The 24,895-nt window shown below is 59.9% G+C and carries 19 protein-coding genes; 6 read left to right on the forward strand and 13 right to left on the reverse strand.

Features of this window, described 5'->3' with window-relative positions; translation table 11 throughout:
- Positions 1-19: 19 nt before the first annotated feature.
- From HYPDE_RS06645 to HYPDE_RS06665, 5 genes are all read right to left on the reverse strand, one after another.
- Positions 20-1,468 (reverse strand): undecaprenyl-phosphate glucose phosphotransferase, encoded by a 1,449-nt coding sequence (locus HYPDE_RS06645; protein WP_015597639.1) that lies wholly within the window; start codon positions 1,466-1,468, stop codon positions 20-22.
- 271 nt (positions 1,469-1,739) lie between these two features.
- Positions 1,740-2,555 (reverse strand): trehalose-phosphatase, encoded by an 816-nt coding sequence (otsB, locus tag HYPDE_RS06650; protein ID WP_015597640.1) that lies wholly within the window; start codon positions 2,553-2,555, stop codon positions 1,740-1,742.
- 13 nt (positions 2,556-2,568) lie between these two features.
- The gene (locus HYPDE_RS06655) at positions 2,569-3,669 is read right to left on the reverse strand and encodes a carbohydrate kinase family protein (protein WP_015597641.1); all 1,101 of its coding nucleotides are present in this window, start codon (positions 3,667-3,669) and stop codon (positions 2,569-2,571) included.
- Positions 3,666-4,472 carry an ROK family protein gene (locus HYPDE_RS06660; RefSeq protein ID WP_015597642.1) on the reverse strand — a complete coding sequence of 269 codons (807 nt, stop codon included), beginning with the start codon at positions 4,470-4,472 and terminating at the stop codon, positions 3,666-3,668. The genes HYPDE_RS06655 and HYPDE_RS06660 overlap by 4 nt, the downstream gene beginning before the upstream one ends.
- Complete coding sequence (locus tag HYPDE_RS06665) at positions 4,472-5,935, reverse strand: alpha,alpha-trehalose-phosphate synthase (UDP-forming) (RefSeq protein ID WP_041320108.1); 1,464 nt, start codon at positions 5,933-5,935, stop codon at positions 4,472-4,474. The genes HYPDE_RS06660 and HYPDE_RS06665 overlap by 1 nt, the downstream gene beginning before the upstream one ends.
- A 343-nt stretch (positions 5,936-6,278) precedes the next feature.
- Between HYPDE_RS06665 and HYPDE_RS06670 the strand changes: the two genes are divergently transcribed.
- Complete coding sequence (locus HYPDE_RS06670) at positions 6,279-7,340, forward strand: HWE histidine kinase domain-containing protein (RefSeq protein ID WP_015597644.1); 1,062 nt, start codon at positions 6,279-6,281, stop codon at positions 7,338-7,340.
- Positions 7,341-7,346: 6 nt separating this feature from the next.
- Here the strand turns inward: HYPDE_RS06670 and HYPDE_RS06675 are convergent, their stop codons facing one another.
- The 5 genes from HYPDE_RS06675 to HYPDE_RS06695 form a co-directional block, all read right to left on the reverse strand.
- The gene (locus tag HYPDE_RS06675; protein ID WP_015597645.1) at positions 7,347-9,221 is read right to left on the reverse strand and encodes a glycoside hydrolase family 15 protein; all 1,875 of its coding nucleotides are present in this window, start codon (positions 9,219-9,221) and stop codon (positions 7,347-7,349) included.
- A gap of 185 nt (positions 9,222-9,406) precedes the next feature.
- Complete coding sequence (locus HYPDE_RS06680; RefSeq protein ID WP_015597646.1) at positions 9,407-11,335, reverse strand: HWE histidine kinase domain-containing protein; 1,929 nt, start codon at positions 11,333-11,335, stop codon at positions 9,407-9,409.
- A gap of 12 nt (positions 11,336-11,347) precedes the next feature.
- A complete protein-coding gene (locus HYPDE_RS06685; protein WP_015597647.1) occupies positions 11,348-17,044 on the reverse strand; it encodes a HAMP domain-containing protein in 5,697 nt (1,898 codons plus the stop codon).
- 254 nt (positions 17,045-17,298) lie between these two features.
- Positions 17,299-17,853, reverse strand: a complete 555-nt coding sequence (locus HYPDE_RS06690) for a sigma-70 family RNA polymerase sigma factor (protein ID WP_015597649.1) — start codon at positions 17,851-17,853, stop codon at positions 17,299-17,301.
- Complete coding sequence (locus tag HYPDE_RS06695) at positions 17,850-18,092, reverse strand: NepR family anti-sigma factor (protein WP_015597650.1); 243 nt, start codon at positions 18,090-18,092, stop codon at positions 17,850-17,852. Before HYPDE_RS06695 ends, HYPDE_RS06690 begins: the two co-directional genes overlap by 4 nt.
- A gap of 225 nt (positions 18,093-18,317) precedes the next feature.
- Here HYPDE_RS06695 and HYPDE_RS06700 point away from each other — a divergent pair, with 225 nt between their 5' ends.
- A complete protein-coding gene (locus HYPDE_RS06700) occupies positions 18,318-19,121 on the forward strand; it encodes a response regulator (RefSeq protein ID WP_015597651.1) in 804 nt (267 codons plus the stop codon).
- Here HYPDE_RS06700 and HYPDE_RS19820 read toward each other — a convergent pair.
- From HYPDE_RS19820 to HYPDE_RS06710, 3 genes are all read right to left on the reverse strand, one after another.
- Positions 19,066-19,284: a hypothetical protein gene (locus HYPDE_RS19820; RefSeq protein ID WP_081625100.1), complete on the reverse strand. Its 219-nt coding sequence runs from the start codon at positions 19,282-19,284 to the stop codon at positions 19,066-19,068. The two genes, HYPDE_RS06700 and HYPDE_RS19820, sit on opposite strands and share 56 nt — an antisense overlap.
- A gap of 38 nt (positions 19,285-19,322) precedes the next feature.
- Positions 19,323-20,642, reverse strand: coding sequence for a replication-associated recombination protein A (locus tag HYPDE_RS06705; protein ID WP_015597652.1), 1,320 nt, complete (start codon positions 20,640-20,642; stop codon positions 19,323-19,325).
- 233 nt (positions 20,643-20,875) lie between these two features.
- Complete coding sequence (locus HYPDE_RS06710; RefSeq protein WP_015597653.1) at positions 20,876-21,526, reverse strand: polymer-forming cytoskeletal protein; 651 nt, start codon at positions 21,524-21,526, stop codon at positions 20,876-20,878.
- 222 nt (positions 21,527-21,748) lie between these two features.
- Here HYPDE_RS06710 and HYPDE_RS06715 point away from each other — a divergent pair, with 222 nt between their 5' ends.
- The 4 genes from HYPDE_RS06715 to HYPDE_RS06730 all read left to right on the forward strand — a co-directional run bounded on the left by HYPDE_RS06715 (position 21,749) and on the right by HYPDE_RS06730 (position 24,878).
- Positions 21,749-22,729, forward strand: a complete 981-nt coding sequence (locus HYPDE_RS06715; RefSeq protein ID WP_015597654.1) for an RluA family pseudouridine synthase — start codon at positions 21,749-21,751, stop codon at positions 22,727-22,729.
- 45 nt (positions 22,730-22,774) lie between these two features.
- Positions 22,775-23,305 carry a DUF6790 family protein gene (locus HYPDE_RS06720; RefSeq protein ID WP_015597655.1) on the forward strand — a complete coding sequence of 177 codons (531 nt, stop codon included), beginning with the start codon at positions 22,775-22,777 and terminating at the stop codon, positions 23,303-23,305.
- Between the two features lie 95 nt (positions 23,306-23,400).
- Positions 23,401-24,081 carry an HAD-IA family hydrolase gene (locus tag HYPDE_RS06725; RefSeq protein WP_015597656.1) on the forward strand — a complete coding sequence of 227 codons (681 nt, stop codon included), beginning with the start codon at positions 23,401-23,403 and terminating at the stop codon, positions 24,079-24,081.
- Entirely contained in the window at positions 24,078-24,878 is an 801-nt protein-coding gene (locus HYPDE_RS06730; protein ID WP_015597657.1) for an ATP12 family chaperone protein, read from the forward strand. The genes HYPDE_RS06725 and HYPDE_RS06730 overlap by 4 nt, the downstream gene beginning before the upstream one ends.
- Positions 24,879-24,895 lie beyond the last annotated feature (17 nt).

A 24,895-nucleotide genomic window follows, 5' to 3' on the forward strand; every position in this document is an offset into this window, starting at 1 on the left:
ATCTCTCCGTTGCTCACTCTCAATATGCACCGCGGAAGAGAACGAGTATCGTCCGGACCATGATCTCCAGATCAAGCCAGATCGACCAGTTCTCGATATAGTAGAGGTCGTATTGCAGGCGGTCCTGGATATCTTTCGGAGTTCTGGTTGCGCCTCGGAATCCATTGACCTGTGCCCAACCCGTAAGACCCGGGAGAACGCGACGGCGTTGTGAAAAGCGGTCCTGTTGCTGCTCGAAGATCATGTCGTGGGCAAGCGCGTGAGGGCGGGGGCCGACAATCGACATTTCTCCTTTTAGAACATTGATGAGCTGGGGCAGTTCATCGATGCTCGTCCGTCGGAGGAACCAACCCACTCGCGTAACTCTTGAATCGTTTCGTTTTGCCTGTTCGACATTTTGCCCGTCTTCGGCGACGGTCATTGTTCGAAACTTGAAAATTCGGAAAACGCGGTTGTTCTGTCCGTAGCGGCGTTGACGGAAAAGAACCGGACCCGGGCTGTCAAGCTTGATGGCCAGCGCGACAAGCGCAAGGAATGGTGCGAGCAGGACCAGGGCGATGCCGGCGACGATGAGGTCGGTAAGAGATTTCAGCAAACGGTTGCGCTCGGACAACGGAACTAGGTTAACGACGCTGGTTCTCAATTGGCCGAAATTCCGCGCTCCCTGAATCGTAACAGGGTACCGATTAAGTTCGGTGCACAGCAAAAGATCGGTCGAATAAGACGCGAGCTCACGAACGCTCGAATGAATACAGGCGGCTTCGGAAGCCGGGAGGCAGATAATGACCGTATCAAACTGGCGGCGCGCGATCGCAGCTTTCAGGTCATAGAGGCTGTCGTCAATCGCCGGATCCGAGAGGCGGATACCCATTGGCTTAGATATAAAGAATCCCTCGATAGCCAGCGAACGGTCAGCGTTTTCCGCCTCACTCCTTACTGCATTCACGAATTCATGGGTCCCGTAGAGCGCAATGCGCTGACGCAGGAAACCTCTTTCAACGAGCTGCCGGACACGTCCCATCGCGGCAATTCGCACGGCGACCAGGACGACGCTGCTTAGAGCGAACCACGACAAAAACCATCCGCGAGAATACCAGTCCGCGAATTTGAGCACGTACAAGATTCCGAGAAGAACTAGGAACGACGTGGCAAGGGCACCCCAGATTTTCCCATAGGGTACGGTGACATCATTGATCGTGTCGATGTCATAGAGTCCAGCCTGCTTCAGGAATAGATGCGCGATGAGCGCCAGGAGGCCGGCGGGCGCTAGATAGGGCCAATCTGGCTGTTCGAGGTGAAGGAAAATGCCGAAATAGACGAGCTTTGCGGCGTACGCCGCGAAAATGACGGAAGCCGTCTCTGCGATTGCAATGAGGGCGATACACGTGTCGAACTTCGAAAAAATATCTCGCCAGATAGTAGGCCTTTGGAGGCCATCGAACTCGACATCCGCACGACTGTCAGCCATAAACGCACACAACTCTAACTACGCCGTCGGCTTAAAATTTTCTGCTTAGGTAATGGTGTCTCGCACACAGGCAATCTGCTGTGTTTTTAAGAAAAATTCATTTCCTATTTTAATCTAGTATTAATGGTGCTCGGTCCCTTTGCAAGTATTAGCCCATCTATAATAAGAGGGATGTGATCCCGAGCGAACGATTGTCCGCAGCAAGCTGGAAAGATTTGCTGCCTAATAATGTTGGTTCCACCCATTCCCGCGGCCGAAGATGCTCATCGGCTCACAAAACCTTCCGCAGGTTAGTTAACCACCCAAGCACATCCGCCGGGCCGGTGAATGAAGCTTCGTTCTTTGAAAAGTTCTCGCCAGCTACTTTCAATCCAAATCCACCCATGGTTTCCGCGGCGCGGAACGCATCGAGATCGGCGATATCGTCGCCAATCATAACGGGTACCCGGTTCGCAAACTCAGGGAGGCTCGCAAGCTTGCGGAGTGCGCGGCCTTTCGAAAAGCCGACGGGAAGGATTTCGACGACCTTCCTACCTTCGCAAATTGTGAATTGGCCGGGATACTTCGGCATTAATGTTTCAAGGGTAATCAGCAGCGAATCCCGCAATTCCGGCGCCAATCGGTAGTGCAGGGCGATCCCTGTGCCTTTGTCCTCTGTTACGGCCCCCGGTATCGAAATCGCCGCTATCCGTATGTCCCTCAATAGAGCTGGACTGAATGACGGGGTCAGCGGCGTGATCTCTCCCGTTGCGGTTGTGCGCATTTCGGCTCCGTGCACGCCGGCGGCGATGAACTTCATCGGCCGAAGCAATTCGTCGGCTTCTGCGATGGGCCGTCCCGTCACAATTGCCAGCGCGCCTGAGAGGCGTGTCGCGACGATACCGAGTAACTCGGCCAGCCCCGGCGGGACGTGGACTGTCGAAGGTGTGAGCGCCATGTCGAGCAGTGTTCCGTCAATGTCGAGGAACAAGCCGATCGGCGTGGGCTTGAGGAGGAGCTGCTCGACACGGCTTCGCGCAGAAGTCGCCTGGTTCAGTTGAGATGCTTTTGTCCCGTGCAAAGGATATTCCTCCTTCCAATCCTGCATATCCTGATCATTCCTAGATCGACCAGCTATGGAGCGACGGCGTTGTTGCGGGCGCGCGCTGCAACTCGGCTTCCAGGGCTTCGAGGGTCAGAAGCCCGGATTGCGTGTCGACGAATTTGACGACGCTTGCGGCGTTGAGCACCGCGGCGCTCAACGCCCGTGCCACGTCGTCCGTTTGCGACGCGTAGCAGGCAAACGTGGCAGAGAACGCATCTCCCGCCCCGGTGGTGGCAGCCGCGACGACGTGCGGCGCCTCGCGAAAGTAGAGATCGTGTCCTTTAGCTATGAAAGCACCGTTGGCGCCGTCCGTCAAAACGACCGCGCCAACTCCGAGTTTTACGAGGGCGCCGAGAAATTTCCCGAGGCTCATCTCGTATCCGCCGTTGCGTAGCCCGCGTTTCGCGAGCGGAGGGGTCGGTTCGCCGCTCCTGATCGCAAGGGGGGCTCCGCCTTCGCCGAACGATTGCAATAGACGGGGCATCAGCGCCTGAGCTTCGGAGCGATTGACCGAGAGAATATCGATGTGGCGGAGGCTCGCCCAAAAATCATCGTAACGCGCCGTCAACTGGCGCACGCCAGGATTTACGGCAAGCCTTGCTCCCGCGGCCTTGGCGCGTCCGACGATCAGCGGATAGCAATCGGCAGACTGATTGCTCAAATTTGCGACGTACACGAGATCTTTTCGTTCGAATGCCGCTGCGGGAATGTCGATGGCCTCCAGCTTCGTATTGGCGCCTCGGTAGGTGAAGACGGCGGCATTCCGGTCATGGGATGAAACGATGACGGACGCTCCGGTCGGCGCCTCATCGTCCGTTGCAATCCAGCGAAGGTCGACGCCTTCCTCGGTCAGCCGGTCGAGGATGGTGCGCGCCTTCGCATCTTGCCCGAGCTTGACGATCGTCGACGTGGCATTCCCAAGGCGCGCGGCAGCAACGGCAGCGTTGACTGCGCCGCCGCCGGTGCTCGTCGAAACCTGATCGGCTTCCGTCTTGATGCCTTCCTCAAGAAGCAGATAGGAGCTTTCGGCATTGAGCATTTTCATCTGCTCAATCCGGTCGCTCGCGATCGTGACGATGGTATCGACCATCGCGCCGCCGACAGTGAGGACGTTCATGGGCGTATCCGTGCTTCCTCGGTTGCCGGTCGCCTCGGTGCGAACCAGCGGTCCATATCGGCGTGCCACAAGCGTGCGCCGCCCGCGACGCCGGACGAAGGTGGGACGATCGTTGCCCATGGCGGCAACGCAAAGGAAATGCGCCGCGAGTTGCCACCGCCGAGATATACGCGATCGCTGTTCGTCAGGGCATGAACGGCCGTGATGACGCGCACGGCGCGTTCGTTCCAGGCTTCAAGTCCGATCTCGAGATAGGCGGCATGGCCGATATACTGGTCATAGCTCTGATCGTCGCAGGCGTAGTGCTGGCCAAGCTCAAGTCCGAAAAATATCGCACCATCGCTGAAAAGCGCGCAGCCCATGCCGGTGCCGAAAGTGAGCACGCATTCGCGGCCTGGCCCTTTTGCAACGCCCAGGCCGTAGACGATGGCATCGTTCAAGATCCTGACCGGCGCGCCGAAGGTATCGTGCAGCGTTCGTTCGAGGTCAAAGTTTTTCCAATGCTGCGTGCCGAGATTCGGTGCCGTGACGATGCAGTCGCGATTGACGACTCCGGGAAAGCCCACGGAAATCAGTCCGAAGTCGGGCAACGGCTCGGCGATGCGCGTTATAAGGGCGATGACGGTTTCGGGTGTTGCCGGGTGGGGCGTCGGTGTCGTCACGAATTCCGAAATGAGCGTTCCGACATGATCGACGACCGCAGCTTTGATCAGGGTGCCGCCGATATCGACCGCCAGAACGTTCGGATTGCCGCCGCGAGCGTCATGGCGAAGGAGATGCTTCCTGTCGCTTGTGGCGGGCATCAGCCACCTACGTGTGCGGCAACGGATTTCTTGGAGCCAGCCTTCTTCTTAGGTTCCACGCCGAGACGTTTCATAGCCTCTGTCACCCGGGCCGAAGGTTGTTCCTTGCCGATGCGCCGGCGTCCAGCTTTGACGAGCGCAGAGATGTACGTCTTGCCCCACGCTTTCGAATCCGATTTGCAAACGACGCTTGCAAGTTTTTCGTGCCGCGCGACACGTTCGTCAACAGGCATCTCCAATGCTTGCCGCAAGCCTTGCACCATGTCGTTCGGATCATATGGGTTGACGAGCACGGCATCGTGTAACTGCTCCGCGGCGCCGGCAAACTTCGACAGAATGAGCACGCCGGGATCCGCTGGATCTTGTGAAGCGACGTATTCCTTCGATACTAAGTTCATCCCGTCCATCAGCGGCGTGACCCAGCAGACGCGTGACGAGCGATAGACGTCGCGCAATTCGTGTCGTGGCATCGGTCGATGGATGTAGTTGATCGGCACCCAGTCGAGTTCGCCATAGCGACCGTTGATGGCGCCCGACAGTGCTTCAAGCTCGGCTCGGATATCCGCATAAGCTTCCACGCTCTCTCGTGTCGGAGGAGCAAACTGGGAGAGTACGATGCGCCGGCGATGCTCGGGAAAAACTTCGAGAAACTTGCCGAAAGCGCGGAATTTCTGCGGAAGGCCTTTCGTGTAATCGAGCCGATCGATGCCGATGATACGGCTCGTCTCCGGGCTTTCGCTGTCACGCACGACGCGCGAATCCGAGAAGTCATTCGGATCTATGCCGACGGGGAAGCACCCGATATCGAGTTCGGCGTCGCACGCGCGGATGCGGCCCGAAGGAAGAAGGCGCCCGAACACGCTTTGCTGAAGAAAGTCGATGAGATTCCGCACGTCGCGATGGGTTTGCACGCCGACGAGATCATAAGCGCTGAGCGCGCGCGCGATCTCGCGGTGCTCCGGAATGGCGATCAGTGCCTGCGCCGGGCCTACTGGAATGTGCAGGAAAAAGCCGATTGGATTCTCGATACCATGTTTGCGCAACTCGAGCGCCAGCGGGAAGAGGTGGTAATCGTGGATCCAGATCGCATCGTTCGGCTCGATCAGCGGGGCGAGATGGGCTGCAAACTTTTTGTTCACCGCGACGTAGCGGGAATAATATCCGGCCTCGAACTGCGCGAGATCAAGACGGTTATGAAAAACCGGCCAAAGAACTGAATTCGAATAACCGAGGTAGAAGTCGTTGTAGTCGGCCGCCGTCAACGGCATCGTCACCGTCGCATGCTCGCCATCGCGCGAAACCATCATCTCCGGCGTTTCAGTATCTTCGACTTGGCCGTTCCAGCCGAACCAGAATCCGTTGTGGCGGGCAAGCGCGTCATAGATCGCGACGCTAACGCCGCCCGCTTGCGACGCCGCACTGAAATCGATGACGCGGTTGGAAACCATTGCGAGCCGTGTCAAACTCTTTTCCTTCCGTCTCTCTGAAATCTTTTGATTATTGGGGCAGACCCGGACAAGCGCTCGGGCCCGGGAGCTAAACGCCCGAGATCGCTAAGGGTTCCCGCTTTTGTGTACTGCAGGATGGTGTGAGATCCCCGAGGGCCATCTTTCGCCGAACGATGAAATTGGGTTATGTCAAACGGCTTTAACCAATGATCCCAAGCGGTAACAGAATCGCGTTGAGGCTCGCAACGGCTGCAAACCATGTTAATCTGATTGGCCGTGTGGACGCGGGGGTGCCACGGCCGTTGGTGGGTCACTTACAAATCTCAAAACGAAGGCTGGGGAGCCGTTCGTGAGGCGGATGGTTCAACTCGTCGACAATCTGGTCGAACGTGTATTGCCGCGAATACGGCGCAAGCCGGTGCTCGCTTATCCGGTTGCCGCGGCTATCTTCGTAGCCGCTGCGCTGTTGCATGCTTTTCTGGCAAACTGGTTGCCGCCGAGCCTACCGTTCCTGACGTTTTTTATTGCGGTTCTGCTCGCAACACTGCTCGCGGGAACGGGACCTGGCTTGCTCGTCGTCGGTGCTTCGCTGCTGTTCGCATGGCGATTCTATTTTCTTGCATCCAATCAGTATACCGAATTCGACGCGACGATTGCGCTTGCGGCTTTTGCTTTAATGGCGGGGCTGATTGTAGCGGTGGTGCATTTGCTCAATCGCAAAGTCGAGAGCCTGCTCAACGAACGGGATCGCAATGAGGGTCTGCTGCAGGACAGCGCACTGGGGGAACTGCAACTCGAGCAATTGAACGTCGAATTGCGCCACCGGCTGAAGAACACGTTCGCCATCATCGCCGGACTGGTCAGCCAATCGGCTCGGTACAGCGCCGACGTCCAGAGCTTTGCGAGCGCATTGTCCGGACGCCTCGCCGCGATGGGGACAGCCATGGATCTCGTCGCGACGCGAAGTTTTCTCGGAGCCTCGTTGAACGAGTTGGTGATCGATACGCTCAAGCCGCTCGTACCGCCCGGGGCATCACGAATGACGATCCAGGGGCCTGATGGGATCGTGCCCGGGGACGTCGCGAACGCGCTGGCGCTGACCCTGCATGAGCTCGGAACCAACGCGATCAAATATGGAGCCTGGTCGCAGGAGCAGGGGGTCGTCCGTGTGTCCTGGAAGTTCGACCGGCTGAACGACGATGACGCCGAATTCGAACTTGTGTGGGACGAGAGCGGCGGGCCGCCCGTAAGCCAGCCGGAGCGGCGAGGGCTCGGTTCACTGCTGATCGACAGCGGTTTTCCAAGCGCCAAGGTCGAACGCACATTTACCGTGGACGGCGTGTTCTGTCGGATGACGGCAGTTATCAAGCAGACCACGACGCGCAGGACGCGCGGGCGGCGAACGGCTCAACCGACATGATGGTGATCAGGCGCTGCGTTGGAGCGTTTGCTCCGTTTGTTCCATCGTAGCCTCGGCGCTCTCGGAGGGAGCAGCATGGGGCAGCGGAGCCCAAGCATCGTCCCAACGGCGCGATAGGCTCATTGCGGAATTGATCAATCCTGCCATCGAATAGGTCTGCGGAATGTTGCCCCATAACTGGCCTGTCGCAGGGTGCAAATCCTCGCTCAGCATCCCGAATGCATTGCGATGGTTGAGCAACTCACTGAAAAGCTCGCGGGCATCTTCGGTCCGCCCGATCAAAGCGAGAGCGTCGATGTACCAGAATTGGCAGGCGAGAAAGGCTGACTCAGGTAAACCGAAATCGTCCTCGGCGGCGTAGCGCAACATCAGCCCATTGCGCATCAATTCGCGCCCGATTGTATCGCAAGTCTTGACGAAGCGCGGGTCATTCGGTGCGACAAGGCCAAGTTCCGCGAGCAGCAGCACGCTCGCGTCGAGTTCGCTGTTGTCGAAAGCGCCGGTGAAGGCGCCGCGCTTTTCGCTCCAGGCGCGAGTCAGGATTTCCGAGCGGATTTTATCGGCCGAGTGCCTCCAATAGACAGCGCGCTCGTGGAGCCCGAGCAGGCTCGCAATTCTTGCCAGGCGATCGCAGGCGACCCAGCACATCGTAGCAGAATGGGTGTGGATGCGTTCGCGTCCGCGATACTCCCAGATGCCTGCGTCGGGCTTGAGGTAAAGCCGGCGCGCCTGTTGACCGAGATGCTCGAGCTCGCGAAAGAGGCTGGCGTCGCCCATGCGCGGCAGACGCTGGTCGATGAACATTTGCGACGCGCCGAGAATGACGCTGCCGTACGCATCGTGTTGCAGTTGTTTTGAGGCAAGATTTCCGACGCGCACAGGCCCCATGCCGAGGAAGCCTTGCAGATCGGGTGCGACGCGCTCTTCCATCGTATCGTTATGAACGATGCCGTAGAGCGGCCTCAGCGGGCTTTCGGTGTCCGCGACGATTGTCGTGATGTAACCAAGGTAGTTTTCCATCGATTGCGTCGCGCCGAGGCGGTTCAGCGCGCGGATGACGAAATAAGCGTCGCGCAGCCAGCAGAAACGGTAGTCCCACGTGCGCGGCGTATTCGGCGCTTCGGGTATGGACGTCGTCAGCGCGGCAATGATGGCGCCGGTTTCCTCGAACGTGCAGAGTTTCAGAGAAATGGCGGCGCGGATGACCTCGGACTGCCATTCGTAGCCGATGGCGAGACCGCGCACCCATGTCACCCAGTAGTCGCGCGTCTGATCCAAAAATTCACGCGACATGGCGTCGATCGAGCTTTCGATCGGCTCGTCGCTGCCGAGGACAAGCGTGACGGGATGCGTCAATACAAATGGCGTCTCGTGAACGATGTAGGACACGGCGAGGTCGGTCGTGACACGAATAGGCGTCGAACCCGCGCTATATCGGATGTGATTGGAACCTTGGGCAGGTGAAGCTGTCGCCTCGCCATATCCGAACGCCGGCCGTACCCGGCAGACAATACGGGGGAGGCCGTTCAGCGGTTCGATGCGGCGTATCAGCTGCGTCGGGTGGAACGACCGGCCAAAGCGAAGGAAGCGGGGGGCGAAGTCCGTTATTTTGACGCGCGCGCCGTTACTCGCAACGAGAATGGTTTCGAGGATGCAGGTGTTGCGCACATAGCCCGACGTCGCCGAAACCTGCCCCTCGAGCTGGACGTCGCAGAATCCTTTGTCTTCGTTTCCCGAGAGCAGCCGGCAGAATACCGGATCGCCATCCAGCCTCGGGAAGCACCACCAGACGATGCGGCCGCCAGGGTCAATCAACGCTGCAACGCGGCCGTTGCCGATAGCCGCGACGTCGAGCGACGAACGATATTGCGTGACGGTCATCAAATCCCCCGAGGGAAAGCACACTTTCTAAGATCGAACTAACGCACGATCGGAGGTGTTGGTTGCGGTCTTCAGTCTCGCGCCTGCAGCCGGCGGCATCGCGTCTCTATGCGCGATGGGCGGACGCGCTAGACGCAGAAAGCCAGTTGTACCCGCGCCATTGTGCCAAACGTGTGGCCGGCCCTTCAGGCGACCTGATTCGATTCATCGCGCGATAGGGCGACACGCTCCGATGCTTGATGCTGAAGCGTCGCAACGAGATCCCTCACGTCGGCCGGATTATACGGTTTTGTCAGATGCGGATATTCCCGCAACAGCGGCGGCAGAAAGATCAAATCATTGTAGCCCGTAGTAAACGCGAAGGGAACGCGTCGCCGATCGAGGATTTCGGCAACCGGAGCACTGTTGTCCGCCCCGAGATTGATGTCGATCAGGGCGATGTCGAACTCGGAATCGGTCGCAGCGCACAATGCTTCCGAGAGCTGCGCGAATGGTCCGACGACCACGTGGCCATCATCCTCGAGATCGAGCTTTAGCTGCAAGGCTATCAGGGCTTCGTCCTCGATGAGAAGAATTTTGCAACCTTTGCAAGCAGGCACGCTTGCAACCGATTGAGCCATTCGAGTCTTCGAAACGATTGCGACATGACGTGTGCCGACCATTTGCGTGCGGGTCGAAAGGTCGCCCTCGAAGCTGAATTCGAAGCCCTCGGCCGCAAGTTCCATCTTCGCTTGTCCGCCGCACTCGGATGCGGCGCTGCGGATGACGGTCAGGCCGAACCCATTGCGGATCGGTTTCGTGCAGGGTGGTCCGCCGCGCTCCTTCCACGCGAATTTAATCTTCTCGCCGTCGGCCGAGACGACACGTGACCAGCCTACGAATACCGTACCGCCGGCTGCCGACAGTGCGCCATGTTTCACAGCGTTGGTTACGAGTTCATGCAGAACGAGCGCCATCGATTGTGCGAACTTTGACGTGAGGCGCACGCGGTCGCCTTCGATCACGATGTCATTGTCGGTGCGAGATCGGAAGGGTTCCAGCGCACCTGCCACCAGCTCGTGCAGGTCAACTCCCGTCCAACTGCTCTGACGCAGCAGATCGTGCGCCGCCGACATCGCGTGAATGCGCCCGTCGAGGGCAGACGCAAAAGCATCGATCGAAGTGGCGTTGGAACTCGAAAGGCGCGCGATTGCGGCGACGTTGGCGAGAATGTTCTTTACGCGGTGATCAAGCTCGGCCATCAGAAGCTGCTGATGGCTATCGGCCGATTTCCGTTCGGTGATATCGAGCAGTGTTCCGATGACGCGCGCGGACCCGCCGCTGCTGGTCTGGAAGGCGCGCGCGCGGGCGAGAACCCAGGCGACGCCGCGCATGCCGTTGACGCGGAATTCAAGCTCAGAAGTCGTGTCCGCAAAATTTGCTGCTCTGAAATAGCTGCGCACGGCGTCGCGATCATCGGCGTGGACGAGGTCGATGAAGGCATCGAAGCGCTGATGCTCGGGCACCGCAACGTGAAGAACTTCGGCGATATTCGGCGACCATTGCAGATGCTGCTCGGACTGGTCGTATTCGAAGGTTCCCAGTCGTGCCGCCTCGCTGGCGAGGCGTAACCGCTCCTCGCTCTGTTGCAGCATGGCGTGGGAATGTTCGAGTTGTTCGGTGCGCTGCCTGACGCGCTCCTCAAGCTCGGCGTTAAGAGCGTCGAGCTGACGGCTTTTTCGGTACAACTCGACGAAGATTTGCACCTTCGCTTTGAGAATTTCGGGAACGACGGGCACCGGCACGTAATCGACGGCGCCGGTACGATAGCCTTTCAAAAGATCGTCGGTATCGAGGCGTACCGCCGAGATGAAGATAACCGCAGTCTTTTCATGGCGCGGATGATTGTGGATCATTTCGGCAAGCTCGAACCCGTCGAGGTCCGGCATGCAAACGTCCATCAGAATGACCGCGATCTCGGTTTTCAGCAGCGCAGCAAAAGCCTCTTCGGCCGTCGTCGCTTTAATAAGGCTTGCGTTCAAGCCATCCAGAATTGCCTCGTAGGCGAGAAGTTTTCCGGGCTGGTCGTCGACAAGCAGGATGTTGACTGTTTCGTCGGAAATCTCTGAAGCCACGCCTGTCCCCCTTCACCGATGTAGCCACATGCGCAACGCCGACAGAAGCTGCTCCGTATCGACGGGCTTTGCGAGATAGTCCGATGCCCCGGCTTCCAGACATTTCTCGCGATCGCCCTTCATCGCCTTGGCGGTGAGTGCGATAATCGGCAACCGCTGATGCTTTTCGCTGCCGCGGATGCGCTGCATCGTCTGATAGCCGTCCATTTCCGGCATCATGATATCCATCAGCACGATAGATACGTCTGTCGAATTCAGCGTTTCTATGGCTTCGCGCCCCGTCGTCGCCGTCAGGACGTTCATTCCGCGGCGTTCGAGCAGGCTGCTCAGTGCAAATATGTTGCGGGCATCGTCGTCGACGAGCAGAACCTTACGGCCGACTAGGTAATCGTCGGTACCGTGCAATCGGGATAAAAGCTCTCGTTTTTCGGGAGGCAGCTCTGCGATGACGCGGTGCAGGAACAGGGCCGTCTCATCAAGCAGCCGTTCGGGAGACTCGACGCCCTTGACGACGACGGTGCGTGCCAATTGACGGATCTTGTGATCTTCCTCGTTGGAGAGTTCGCGGCCCGTGAATACCACGACCGGAATGTCGCGCATGGCGGGCGATCCGCACATCTGCTCGAGGATTTCGAAGCCCGACATGTCAGGCAACTTCAAATCAAGAACGACACAATCAATCGGATTTTCCCGCAGAGCCTTTAGCGCGTCGGCGCCATCGGCGGCGGTCAGGATCTCGACATCGTCGTTTTTCAACAGCTCGGCGACGCTCATGCGCTCGGTATGATCATCGTCGACGATGAGGAGCCGTTTCCGCGGCGACTTCGCGAATTCCGCGATGCGCCTCAAGGCGGATTTGAGTTCCTCGGGCTGCAGCGGCTTCGTCAGATATGAAAATGCACCTCTGGCGAGGCCGTGGTGGCGATCGTCGTCCAACGTCACGACCTGCACCGGAATATGGCGCGTCAGCGGATTGTGCTTGAGCTGACTCAAAACGGACCAGCCGAGAACGTCGGGTAAATGGATGTCGAGCGAAATCGCTGTCGGATTGTAGTCCGTCGCGACCGATAGCGCATCGGCGCCGCGGTGGCAGACGATGCATTTGAAGCCCGTTTCGCGGGCTGCCTCGATGAGAATTTTTGCATACCGCGGATCATCCTCGACGATGAGAAGAACCTGATCGCCGGCGACGATGCTGTCGCGATCATCGTTAAGCGGTTCGGGCAATGCGGGCTGTACCGGGGCACGCGCCACAGAATTCTGATCGGCTCTTGATCGCGTCTCGACGGCGGGCGGCGCATAGCGAAGTGGAATGTAGAGCGTGAACGTGCTGCCCTTGCCCGGCTCGCTGCGCAATTGAATTTCGCCGCCCAGCAGATGCGCCAGCTCGCGGCTGATCGCGAGGCCGAGGCCGGTGCCGCCGTACTTGCGGCTCGTACTCGCGTCCGCCTGCTGGAACGCTTCGAAGATCAGTTTCTGCTTGTCCGACGGGATGCCGATGCCAGAGTCGTCGACTTCGAAAGCGACGACCATCGGCGCGGCGGCTAGGATCGGGTGATCCTCCGGACCCCATTTGGCAGTCGCAGGCTTGACGGAAAAACGCACGTAGCCCTGGCGGGTGAACTTGAAGGCATTCGATAGCAGGTTTTTCAATACCTGCTGCAGGCGTTTCGAGTCGGTATAGAGGGTCCGTCCCAGATCCGCGTCGAAGCTCATCCCGAAATCGAGGTCCCGGCGCTCCGCCTCGTGACGGAAGGGACGTGCTATCGCTTCAAGGAGACCGTTGAACGTGATCTCCTCGGCATCGACCGAGACCGTTCCGGATTCGATCTTCGAGAGATCGAGAATGTCGCTGATCAGGTTCAGAAGATCCGTGCCGGCGCCGTGAATGGTGCGCGCGAACTCGACCTGTCTTTCCGAAAGATTGCCGTCGGGATTGTCGCTGAGCTGCTGGCCGAGAATGAGGATGCTGTTGAGCGGTGTCCGAAGCTCGTGCGACATGTTCGCGAGGAATTCGGATTTGTAGCGCGATGTCAGCGCAAGCTCTGCGGCTTTTTCCTCGACGGCACGGCGAGCCTGATCGATTTCCTCGTTCTTGCGTTCGACTTCGACGTTGCGCTCGGCAAGCTGCTGGGCTTTCTGTGCCAGTTCTTCGTTGGTCTTTTGCAGCGCCTTCTGTTGCTCCTGAAGCTCGGCGGCCAGCTCCTGCGATTGCGTCAGGAGTTCCTCGGTTTGCATCGTCGCCTCGATGCTGTTCAGGACGATGCCGATGCCCATCGTCAACTGTTCGAGGAATGTCAGGTGTGCCGGCTCGAAATCGTGCAGCGAGCTGAGAGAGATGACGGCCTTGATCTGGTCCTCGAACGTGATCGGCAGGACGATGACACTGCGAGGAACAGCCTTGAATACGACGGCATCGATCGGAACTGCGGCTTCCGGGATGTTGTTCAGCAGACGGCGTTGTTTTTCCAGTGCGCATTGTCCGATAAGGCCCGATCCGAGTTCGAGCCGGTCGGGATAGCCAGCCCCCATGTCGTCGGCGTACCTGGCGAGCAGCTTCAACTGATTTTCGGTGCTGGCATCGAACTGATAGATAACGCCCTGGTGCGCGTTGACGAGCGGGACAAGCTCCGACAAGAGTTTCTTGCCGACAGTTACGAGATCGCGCTGCCCTTGCAGCATGCTGGTGAAACGCGCCAAGTTCGTTTTCAGCCAATCCTGCTCGGTGTTGCGCTCCGTCGTCAGGCGGAGGTTGCCGATCATTGTGTTGATGTAATCTTTCAGCTCAGCCACTTCGCCGCGCGCTTCGACCTGAACCGAGCGGGTGAGATCGCCTTTCGTGACGGCCGTGGTGACCTCGGCGATGGCGCGCACTTGGTTGGTGAGATTGTCGGCGAGAAGGTTGACGTTGCCGGTCAGGTCTTTCCACGTACCGGCGGCGCCGGGCACGTTCGCCTGTCCGCCGAGGCGGCCTTCGACGCCAACCTCGCGCGCGACGGTCGTCACCTGATCGGCGAAAATCGCGAGCGTGTCGGTCATGGCATTGATCGTCTCGGCGAGGGCTGCGACTTCGCCTTTCGATTTGACGGTGAGCTTGGGCTTCAAATCGCCCTCGGCGACCGCGGTCACGACTTTGACGATGCCGCGAACCTGCTCCGTCAGGTTGGCCGCCATCACGTTGACGGTGTCTGTCAAGTCCTTCCACGTGCCACCCGCGCCAGGCACGGTCGCCTGTCCGCCGAGGCGGCCCTCGGTTCCGACCTCGCGGGCGACGCGCGTCACTTCGGATGCAAAGCCGTTGAGCTGGTCGACCATCGTGTTGATGGTGTTCTTCAGCTCCAGGATTTCGCCTTTGACGTCGACGGTGATCTTGCGCGAAAGGTCGCCGCGGGCGACGGCGGTCGTCACCTCCGCGATGTTGCGGACCTGTGTCGTAAGATTTGCGGCGAGGAGGTTGACGTTGTCGGTCAGGTCTTTCCAGGTGCCGCCGACGCCGGGCACGACGGCCTGACCGCCGAGGCGACCCTCGGTACCGACCTCGCGGGCGACGCGCGTCACTTCCGCCGCGAACGAGCGAAGTTGCTCGACCATCGTGTTCAACGTTTCTTTCAGCAGCAGAATCTCGCCGCGCACGTCGACGGTGATCTTCTTCGAAAGGTCGCCCGACGCGATGGCGGTCGCGACCTCGGCGATGTTGCGCACCTGAGCCGTCAGGTTGCCGGCCATGAAGTTGACGTTGTCGGTCAGGTCTTTCCAGGTTCCCGCGACACCCGAGACCTGCGCCTGTCCGCCGAGCTTGCCTTCTGTTCCGACCTCGCGCGCAACGCGCGTCACTTCCGACGCGAAGGCGTTCAACTGGTCGACCATCGTGTTGATGGTGTTCTTCAGCTCCAGGATTTCGCCTTTGACGTCGACGGTGATCTTGCGCGAGAGGTCGCCGCGGGCAACGGCCGTCGTCACTTCGGCGATGTTGCGGACTTGGGCCGTCAGGTTCGACGCCATCGAGTTGACGTTGTCGGTCAAGTCCTTCCACGTTCCCGCGACGCCCGGAACCTGGGCTTGGCCGCCAAGCTTGCCGTCGGTGCCGACTTCACGCGCAACGCGCGTCACTTCCCCGGCGAAGGCGTTCAACTGATCGACCATCGTATTGATGGTTTCCTTCAGCTCGAGAACCTCGCCGCGTACATCGACGTCGATTTTCTTCGAAAGGTCGCCCGAAGCGATGGCAGTCGAAACGTCTGCGATGTTGCGCACCTGCGTCGTCAGGTTCGACGCCATCGAGTTGACGCTGTCGGTCAGGTCCTTCCAGGTTCCGGCAACGCCGCGCACGTCGGCCTGACCGCCAAGCTTGCCTTCGGTACCGACCTCGCGCGCAACGCGCGTCACTTCGGATGCAAAGCCGTTGAGCTGGTCGACCATCGTGTTGATGGTTTCCTTGAGCTGCAAGATTTCGCCCGAGACGTTGACCGTGATCTTTTTCGACAGGTCGCCGCGGGCGATGGCAGTCGCAACGTCTGCGATGTTGCGCACCTGCGCCGTCAGGTTGCCGGCCATTGAGTTGACGTTGTCGGTCAAGTCTTTCCAGGTTCCGGCGACGCCGGGGACGGTTGCCTGACCGCCGAGGCGGCCCTCGGTACCGACCTCGCGGGCGACGCGCGTCACTTCGGATGCAAAGCCGTTGAGCTGGTCGACCATCGTGTTGATGGTGTTCTTCAGCTCCAGGATTTCGCCTTTGACGTCGACGGTGATCTTGCGCGAAAGGTCGCCGCGGGCGACGGCGGTCGTCACCTCCGCGATGTTGCGGACCTGTGTCGTAAGATTTGCGGCGAGGAGGTTGACGTTGTCGGTCAGGTCTTTCCAGGTGCCGCCGACGCCGGGCACGACGGCCTGACCGCCGAGGCGACCCTCGGTACCGACCTCGCGGGCGACGCGCGTCACTTCCGCCGCGAACGAGCGAAGTTGCTCGACCATCGTGTTGATGGCTTCTTTCAATTGCAGGATCTCGCCGCGCACGTCGACGGTAATCTTCTTCGAAAGGTCGCCGTTGGCGACGGCGATCGTGACCTCGGCGATGTTGCGCACCTGCGCCGTCAGGTTCGACGCCATCGAGTTCACGCTGTCGGTCAGGTCTTTCCAGACGCCAGTCACTTCGCGGATTTGCGCCTGTCCGCCGAGCTTGCCATCCGTTCCGACCTCGCGCGCGACGCGCGTCACTTCGGACGTAAAGATCGAGAGCTGCTTGATCATTGTGTTAACGATCGTCGCCGAGCGCAGGAACTCTCCTTTGAGAGGGCGGCCATCGACCTCCAGTCGCATAGGCTGCAGCAGGTCGCCTTGTGCGACGGCGGCGATCGTGCGGGTCACCTCGGCAGTCGGCCGTAGCAGGTCGTCGATCAGCGAATTGACGGATTCCTCCATTTCGCCCCACGCCCCGTGCGCGAGCCCGAGCTTGACGCGCTGGTTCGTCAGCCCTTCCTTACCGACGACTTGACCAACCCGGTGAAGCTGGCCGGCCATGCGCTGGTTGGTCGAGACGATATCGTTAAAGACGTCGGCGATCTTGCCCGGTAATCCGTCCCAGTCACCGCGCAATCGTACCGTAAAGTCGCCCTCCCGCACGGCCTGAAGGGCCTGGAGCATCTCGACAAGCACCATGTTGGAACCGCCGACCAAGCGCTCGGCTCCGACCGTGCTGATCTGCTCCGACATTACGCTTTTCCCCTCAGAACCGACCTAAATGCCTCTCAACGCCCACAGGACGGAATAGTTCCGCGCGATATACAGGCGGTGAGCAAAAAAGCGTGCGCAAGGTTGGCCATCGCTGCCCCATGCGAACCTGCTCATCCGCGGGCGCAGCATCAGCAGGCTGCCGGCTATGCTCCGTGAGCCGGCATGAAGCTCAAGGAAGGTGGCGACATAGGGGCTTTTTTCCGAATTGTGATATGTGTGTAATGCGCGAGCGCTCAACGGCTTGAACTCTTGGCAGGCGGCGCATTTTCTGGATGACGTTGCTCCGCGCCTTCCTTTGTGTGCTGTTGTCCCGATGTCTCTTCGACCAGGCGGCTTCTGGCGCGGTTGACCCGGCTTTTCATGGTTCCGACTGCGCAGCCGCAGACGCGCGCCGCGTCTTCGTACGAAAAGCCTTCCGCTGTTATCAGGAGCAGCGCTTCGCGGTGGTCGGGGGATAGGCGCATGAGCGCTCGCCGCATGTCGTCGAATTCAAGCTGCGTCAGCTGCGTCGCCGGCACGCTGGCGTTCATCGCGGCGTGGTCCTGGTCCAGTTCCTCGCGCTGGGATTTGCGGTAATGGGTGAAATAGGTATTGCGCAAGATCGTGAAGAGCCACGCCTTGAGATTTGAGTCCGGGACGAAGGAATCCTTGTGCGCCCATGCCTTTAGCAGCGTTTCCTGAACGAGGTCGTTTGAAAGCTGCCCCTCACCGCAGAGAGAGTGTGCGAAGGCTCGAAGATTTGGGATAGCCGCGATCAAGGCATCCCCGAAGCTTGGAGTTTCGGTCACTCCGACTCCTCCTTGGACTCGAGCTGGCGGACGAGCTTTAGGAGCTCGTCGGGAACCGGCTCGCGGACCATCGAGGCATACATGGTGCGCATGCGTTCTCCGATGAGCTGCGCCGCAATTCCGGGCAAACGGGTGACGCCCTTCTGAGGCGCCTCTGGTTGGGGCTGTGCCTCGGGTTCAGAAATCGCTTCTTCTTTGTTTCGCGTGTGCTCGTCCGGCGCGTCCAAGCGCTGTTGCATAATGAAAACCTGGCCTTGCTGATTTTTTGATTGGCCTCGCTAGAGACAAAGTTGTTCCCCATGTTCCGAGGCGGTCCAGCTTTGCGAACGCCGGGAAAGAGAATTTGTTCCGTCGTGGGAACCAGTGGTGTGGCCGGGCGTTGAAGTGCCGGTGCAGCTTGACTGTTAGAATGGACTGGCTATCCGTCCCGTCCCTCGACGTCGGCCCGGGAGGTGCAGTGTGTCATGTCGATTGCCCAGACGATCCGTCCCCATCTGCCGTATCTGCGGCGTTTCGCCCGGACGCTGACGGGAGCCCAGGAAACGGGAGATGCTTATGTCGCCACGTTGCTCGAAGGTCTGGTTTCGACACCCTCGGATTTTCCGACGGATATGCCGGCGCGCGTAGCGCTCTACCACCTGTTTCTAAGGGTTTGGAACTCCGTGCGGCTGTCGTCGTCCGACGGCGAAGATGTGCAAGGATCGCTGGCGACGGCGCAACGCCGGATCAATTCAATCAGCTCGTTGCCACGACAGGCGTTTCTTCTCATTGCTGTCGAAGGATTTACCGCGGCGGAGGCTGCAACCATTCTTGAAGTCGGCGAAAAGGATATCGAGAGCTTGCTCGACGTTGCCGGCCAAGAAATTGCGCATCAGGTCGCGACCAATGTCCTCATCATCGAGGACGAGCTTCTGATTGCGATGGACTTGGAAACAATCGTTACAAGTCTTGGGCACACGGTTCAGGAGGTGGCGACCACCAAGACCGAAGCCCTCGCCGCCGTTAAGCGTCAGAAACCCGGACTCATTCTTGCCGACGTGAAGCTGGCGGACGGCAGCAGCGGTCTCGACGCGGTGAAAGAGATCGTGGCGGAAGGAGAAGTTCCTATCATCTTCATTACGGCGTATCCGGAAAAAGTGCTGACGGGCGAGCGACCCGAGCCGACGTTCCTGATCTCGAAGCCGTTCCAGCGTGAGACCGTCATGGCGATTATCAGCCAGGCGCTGTTCTTCGATACAAGGGCCCACCTGCGGACGGCGGCTGCCTAACACCCCACCTTCCTTTTACCCTGATGGGAGCAGGCTCGACCAATCCACTCGCTGCGAAGCCCGCCGTCATCAGTTCCGTTGCAGTACCGCTCTGCAGCACAGCCGTGACACCAACTCCTGCCAGAAAGGCGCGAAACCCGGTCTTGAGCGCGGTGCCCAGCAGGGAGGCTCAGCCATGGTGACCAATCCAATCCGTATTGACTAGGATCGGCGGTTGCGCTCGGCGCGGAGCTTTGCCCAATAATCGAGGCGTTTCTTGATTTCACGTTCGAAGCCGCGCTCAGGCGGATCGTAATATTTCGGACGCTTTTTGAATTCGTCCGGAAAGTAGTTCTGGCCTGAGAAAGCTTCCGGCTGATCGTGATCGTAGAGGTAATCCGAACCGTAGCCTTCCTCTTCCATCAGTTTTGTTGGCGCGTTGAGAATTGTCTTCGGCGGCGAGATCGATCCGTGTTCCTTGGCAGCGCGCATCGCCGCTTTGAAGGCGACGTAATTGGCGTTCGATTTCGGCGCCGTCGCCATGTAGATCACGGCTTCGGCAAGAGCCAGCTCGCCTTCCGGCGAGCCAAGAAAATCGAAGGCTTCTTTCGCGGCGTTGGCGATGACGAGCGCCTGTGGATCTGCAAGGCCGATGTCCTCGACCGCCATGCGGACGACGCGGCGGGCGATGAACAATCGATCCTCGCCGCCGTCGAGCATCCGGCAAAAATAATAAAGTGCCGCGTCCGGATCGGAGCCGCGCACGGCCTTATGTAGCGCCGAGATCAGATTGTAATGGCCCTCGCGTGATTTGTCGTAGAGCGGAGCGCGCCGCTGGACGAGCTTGACGAGCGCCTCGCGGGTGAGTGGCTTCCCCTTCGGCGCAACCGCCGCGAAGACGTCTTCTGCAAGATTGAGAATGGCGCGGCCGTCGCCATCGGCCATGCCTTTGAGGGCTTCGCGTGCATCCGCATCGAGCGGCAGGGGCCGGCCGACGTCCGCTTCGGCACGCTTCAAGAGCGTTTCGAGCGTCGCGTCGTCGAGGCGATTGAGGACGAGCACGCTGGCCCGCGACAGAAGCGCGGCGTTGAGCTCGAACGACGGGTTTTCCGTCGTCGCCCCGACGAGAGTGATCGTGCCGTCTTCCATGTAGGGCAGGAAGGAGTCCTGCTGTGAGCGGTTGAAGCGATGAATTTCGTCGATGAAGAGGAGGGTGCCCTTACCCTGTTCGCGCATGACTTTCGCGCGCTCGAAGGCCTTCCTCAGATCGGCAACGCCGGAAAAGATCGCCGAGAGTTGCTCGAAATTGAGATGTGTTTCGCTCGCGAGAAGCCGGGCGATCGTCGTCTTGCCGGAACCCGGAGGCCCCCAGAAAATCAGGCTTGGCACGCGGCCGCTTTTCAGCATGCGCGTCAGCGTTCCGTCCGGCCCGACGATGTGATCCTGCCCGGCGACTTCCTGCAGGGTTTTCGGGCGCAGGCGATCGGCAAGCGGCCGCGGCGCGCTCTTCTCCAGTCCTGCAGCTTCAAAGAGATTTGTCATGACGCGCATATATAGAGGGCCGCGCGCGCCGTTCCAAACCCGAAGCGCTGGCGTTACCGGTCATTCCCCGACTGAACGGGCGAACGTCCAGGCTTTTGTGGGTTTGGCCCTGGATGGCCGCCTCGGAGGGCGGCCATGACGTGGAATAAGTACAGCGCACCCTCTCACGTCATGGCCGGCCAGGGCCGCACGGCAGTCGGCTAGCGGCGAAATGCGTCTGGGCTTCCGTTCGTCTATGCTCGAACGGCGACGTTGACGGTCTTGGCCGGTCCTGAGCTTGCACCGGATGCGTCGGTCACTTCGACATCGAAGTGCGCCTTCGGGCCCTGCGAGCCGTCGTGGGAGAAATAGACTTGGCCGCCTGCAAGATCGGCCTGTGAGAACGAGCTGACAGGTGTCTTTAGCGTGCCGGCGAGGGCCACAAAGCCGCCATTCGCTTTCGAGACCGCAAACGTCAGGTCTTCAGGCTTGTCGTCGGGGTCGACGGCGTTCAGGTCGGCAAGCGTGATGCGCACCGAGCGGCCCTTGTCGACAGTCAAGTCGAGGTCGCCTGCAATTGCCGGCGGAATGTTCCGGACGTGGGCCGAAAGCTCGGCCCCTTCTTCCATCGACAGGCGCCCGTACCTGATCTTGCCCGCGGCGCTGCCGGTGCTTTTCAGCGAGAAAAGCTGCTGCACACGAACGTCGCCCTGAAGGGTGCCATGAACCTCGGCTGTGTCCGATTTGACGTTGCCGAAGACCTTCCCGCCTTCCTGAACCACAAGTTCCGACGCCGTAACGCCGCCTTCGACGTAACCCCAAACCTCAACCCGGCGGCCTTTCTTGACTTCGCCCTTCAGCACGGCACCTTCGCCGATGATCAAAACACCTCGCGTATCGGCCATCGGCTAAACTCCCCCATAACACGCATTACCTCGCCCGAACCTCGACCACGATTTTGTCAGCTTCTCGACCGTGGCATGACGCGGTGCGTTAACCTTGAAGGGGCGTTTCTCTCGGTGCCATTGCCGACTGTTTGTCAGGCCCCTGCAGAAAGGCGTTGATCGTTCCGCCGGTCGAGGATGCCACGCTTGACCTCGGACCGAATTCCGGGCTCTCCCATGTCCATGAGCGTCGAGACAATCACAGTTGCGGATGGCGAGGCCGATATGCGCCTCGATCGCTGGTTCCGTGCGCACTTTCCGGACGTCGGATACACCTATCTCCAGAAGCTCTTGCGCTCGGGACAGGTGCGGGTCGATTCCAAGCGCGCGCAGGCGAACGACCGTTTGAGTGCGGGCTCCGAAATCCGCGTCCCGGCCATCATTCGCCAGCCGAAGAAGGTGAGCCCGAACGGAAGACCGGCGCTTGGCGTTTCGAAGGGCGACCGTGATGCCATCGAAAAAATGATCCTTTACGAGGACGACCATGTGCTCGTCCTGAACAAGCCGTTTGGTCTCGCGGTGCAGGGTGGCACAGGCACCAAGAAGCATATTGACGGCATGCTCGAAGGCATGGCGGATCGCTTCGGCGGCGAGCGTCCGCGTCTGGTGCATCGCCTCGACCGCGACACGACTGGCGTGCTGCTCGTTGCAAAAACACGTGAAGCTGCGGCGAAGCTCGGCCGCATATTCCAGACGCGCTCGGCGGCCAAAACCTACTGGGCGCTGGTCAAAGGCGTGCCGAAGCCGCCGCAGGGCAAGGTCGAGGCTGCGCTCGTCAAGGCGTCAGGCCCCGATGGCGACCGCGTGCGCAAGGCGAAGCCCGGCGAGCAGGACGTCGCGATGCACGCGACGACGCACTATTCCGTCATCGACCGCGCTGCGCATAAAGCGGCGTGGGTGTCGCTGAAGCCGGTCACCGGGCGGCAGCATCAACTCCGCGCGCATATGCATCTCATCGGTCATCCGATCGTCGGCGACAACAAGTACGAAGGCGACGTGCACATGCCGGCGGAGAACATCGAGAAGAAGCTGCACCTGCACGCGCGCCGCCTCGTCATTCCGCATCCAAAGGGGGGCAAGATCATCGATGTGACGGCGCCGCTGCCCGCCCACATGGCGGCATCGTGGGAATTGCTCGGCTTCGACATTGGAAAGTTCGAATGAGGTGCCTCGACTTTTCAAGTCGTAGCGACGAGATGAGGGCGAAGCATGGCTGATCTGATTGCATCCACAATCCGCTCCGTATTATCGAATTCTTTCTTGACCTTTCTTGTCGTCGGTCTTGTATTCTCCATCGTTGCCATCGCCCGCGCGCCGAAGCCGGTGTCTGCCTCGGTCATCGTCGAAAAGCTGTTGTCCTGGCACGTCTTCTGGTCGATCGGCGTCGGCTATTTCTATAATTTTGTCATGCACGCATTTTTTGGAGAGATGGTGGCCTCATTCATTGGCTGGGCGGATAGCCCGTTCCAGTTTGAAGTGGCGACCGCCAGTCTCGGCTTTTCCGCCGTCGGCTTGATTGCGGCCTTTCGAAGTTTCGACCTCCGTCTCGCGGCAGTTGTCGGTCCGGCCTTGTTTATGCTCGGCGCGGCGGTAGGTCATGCCTATCAGATGGCCGTGCACCAGAACTTCGCGCCAGGCAACGCCGGCGTGGTTTTCTATATGGATATTGTCATACCATTGATCGGGTTCGTGCTGCTTTGGCTCCAGTATCGGATCGGTCATCGGGGCGTGCAAACCTAGCTTGGTGAGGAGCTGCGCCGCGGCGTGGCGTCGCCCGTCCCGATCATGCATCTCGCGGAATTTGCGGCGTTATTGTAGCGTGCTAGAACGCATCCATGAAACTCATCGTTTTCGATTGCGACGGAACGATCGTCGACAGCCAGGCCGGTATCGTCCTGTCGATGGAGCATGCCTTCAAATCGCTGCGCATGGTGCCGCCGACGCGCAAGCAGACGCTTGCCGTCGTCGGCCTGTCGCTACTCGAAGCGTGCTCGGCGCTGGCGCCTGAAGCGGAATACGGAACGTGCGTCGAATTGGCCGAGGGCTACAAGGCTGCGTTCCGGGAACTCGACCGAAATCCGTCGGACACCGACATTCTCTTTCCGCTGGCCAGGGAAACAATTGCGCATCTCGCGGCACGCGAAGATCATCTGCTCGCCATTGCGACCGGCAAGTCCCGGCGCGGGGTTGAGCGGATGTGCGAGCGGGAAGGATGGCAGTCCTATTTCGTGACCATCCAGACGTCGGACGATCATCCTTCGAAACCCAATCCTTCGATGCTGCTGAGAGCTATGCTTGAAGCAGGCGTCGAGCCTGCCGATACGGTCATGATCGGCGACACGACGTATGACGTGGATATGGCACGCGCTGCGGGTGTTCCGGCGATCGGCGTCGCATGGGGCTACCATAGCGTTGCGGAATTGACGAATGCCGGTGCGCGTAAGATCGTCGAAAGCTTTACCGATCTTCCGGCAGCGATCGACATCGCGTTTGGCACCAAGAGCTGCGCGGCATGAGCGGCACGACGTCCAATGGTAATGGGAAAGATCGCCATCGCGCCGATCTGGAGCGTGCTTCCGGTGGTCCGCGCGGTGTCATCAGCGACAGCCTAGCCAAGCCGCTGGCCCGCCGATTCTACAAGGGGGCGAGCGTCAGCGATGTGGCGCCGTTCCAAATTCTGCTCGATGGACGCGCCATTAAGACACCGAAGAAGCGTGCCCTTGCCGTCCCGACAAAAGCGTTGGCTGAGGCGATCGCGGAAGAATGGCAGGCGCAGCAGGAGTTCGTCGATCCGTCGCGCATGCCGCTGACGCGTTTTGCTAACACCGCGATCGACGCCGTCAGCGAAACGGAGGATGCGGTTGCGGCCGATATCGTCGCTTATGCGGGCAGCGATCTCGTTTGCTATCGCGCCGAGACGCCGGAGGCGTTGGTCGCGCTTCAGTCTCGCGATTGGAATCCGGTCGTTGCTTGGGCGGACGCGACGCTCGGGGCTAAGTTCAGGGTCGTGCCGGGGATCGTGCACGTTCAGCAGCCGCCGGCGGCTTTGGCGGCCGTGGCTGAGGCTCTCACTCCCCACGATGCATTCCGCCTGACGGGCCTGCATGTGCTGACGACATTGATGGGTTCGGCGCTGCTGGCGCTGGCGCTTGCGCGGGGAGCCTTAACATCCGATGCGGCGTGGGGTGCGGCGCATGTCGATGAAGATTATGAGATCTCGCTCTGGGGCGAAGATGCCGAGGCCGCCGCCCGCCGCCGCGGCCGCCGCGCCGAGTTCGATGCCGCCTGGCGCTGGTTGGAGCTGCTCAGCTAGGGCCTTGGTCCAGGCCT

Source organism: Hyphomicrobium denitrificans 1NES1 (assembly GCF_000230975.2).
Taxonomy (GTDB): domain Bacteria; phylum Pseudomonadota; class Alphaproteobacteria; order Rhizobiales; family Hyphomicrobiaceae; genus Hyphomicrobium_B; species Hyphomicrobium_B denitrificans_A.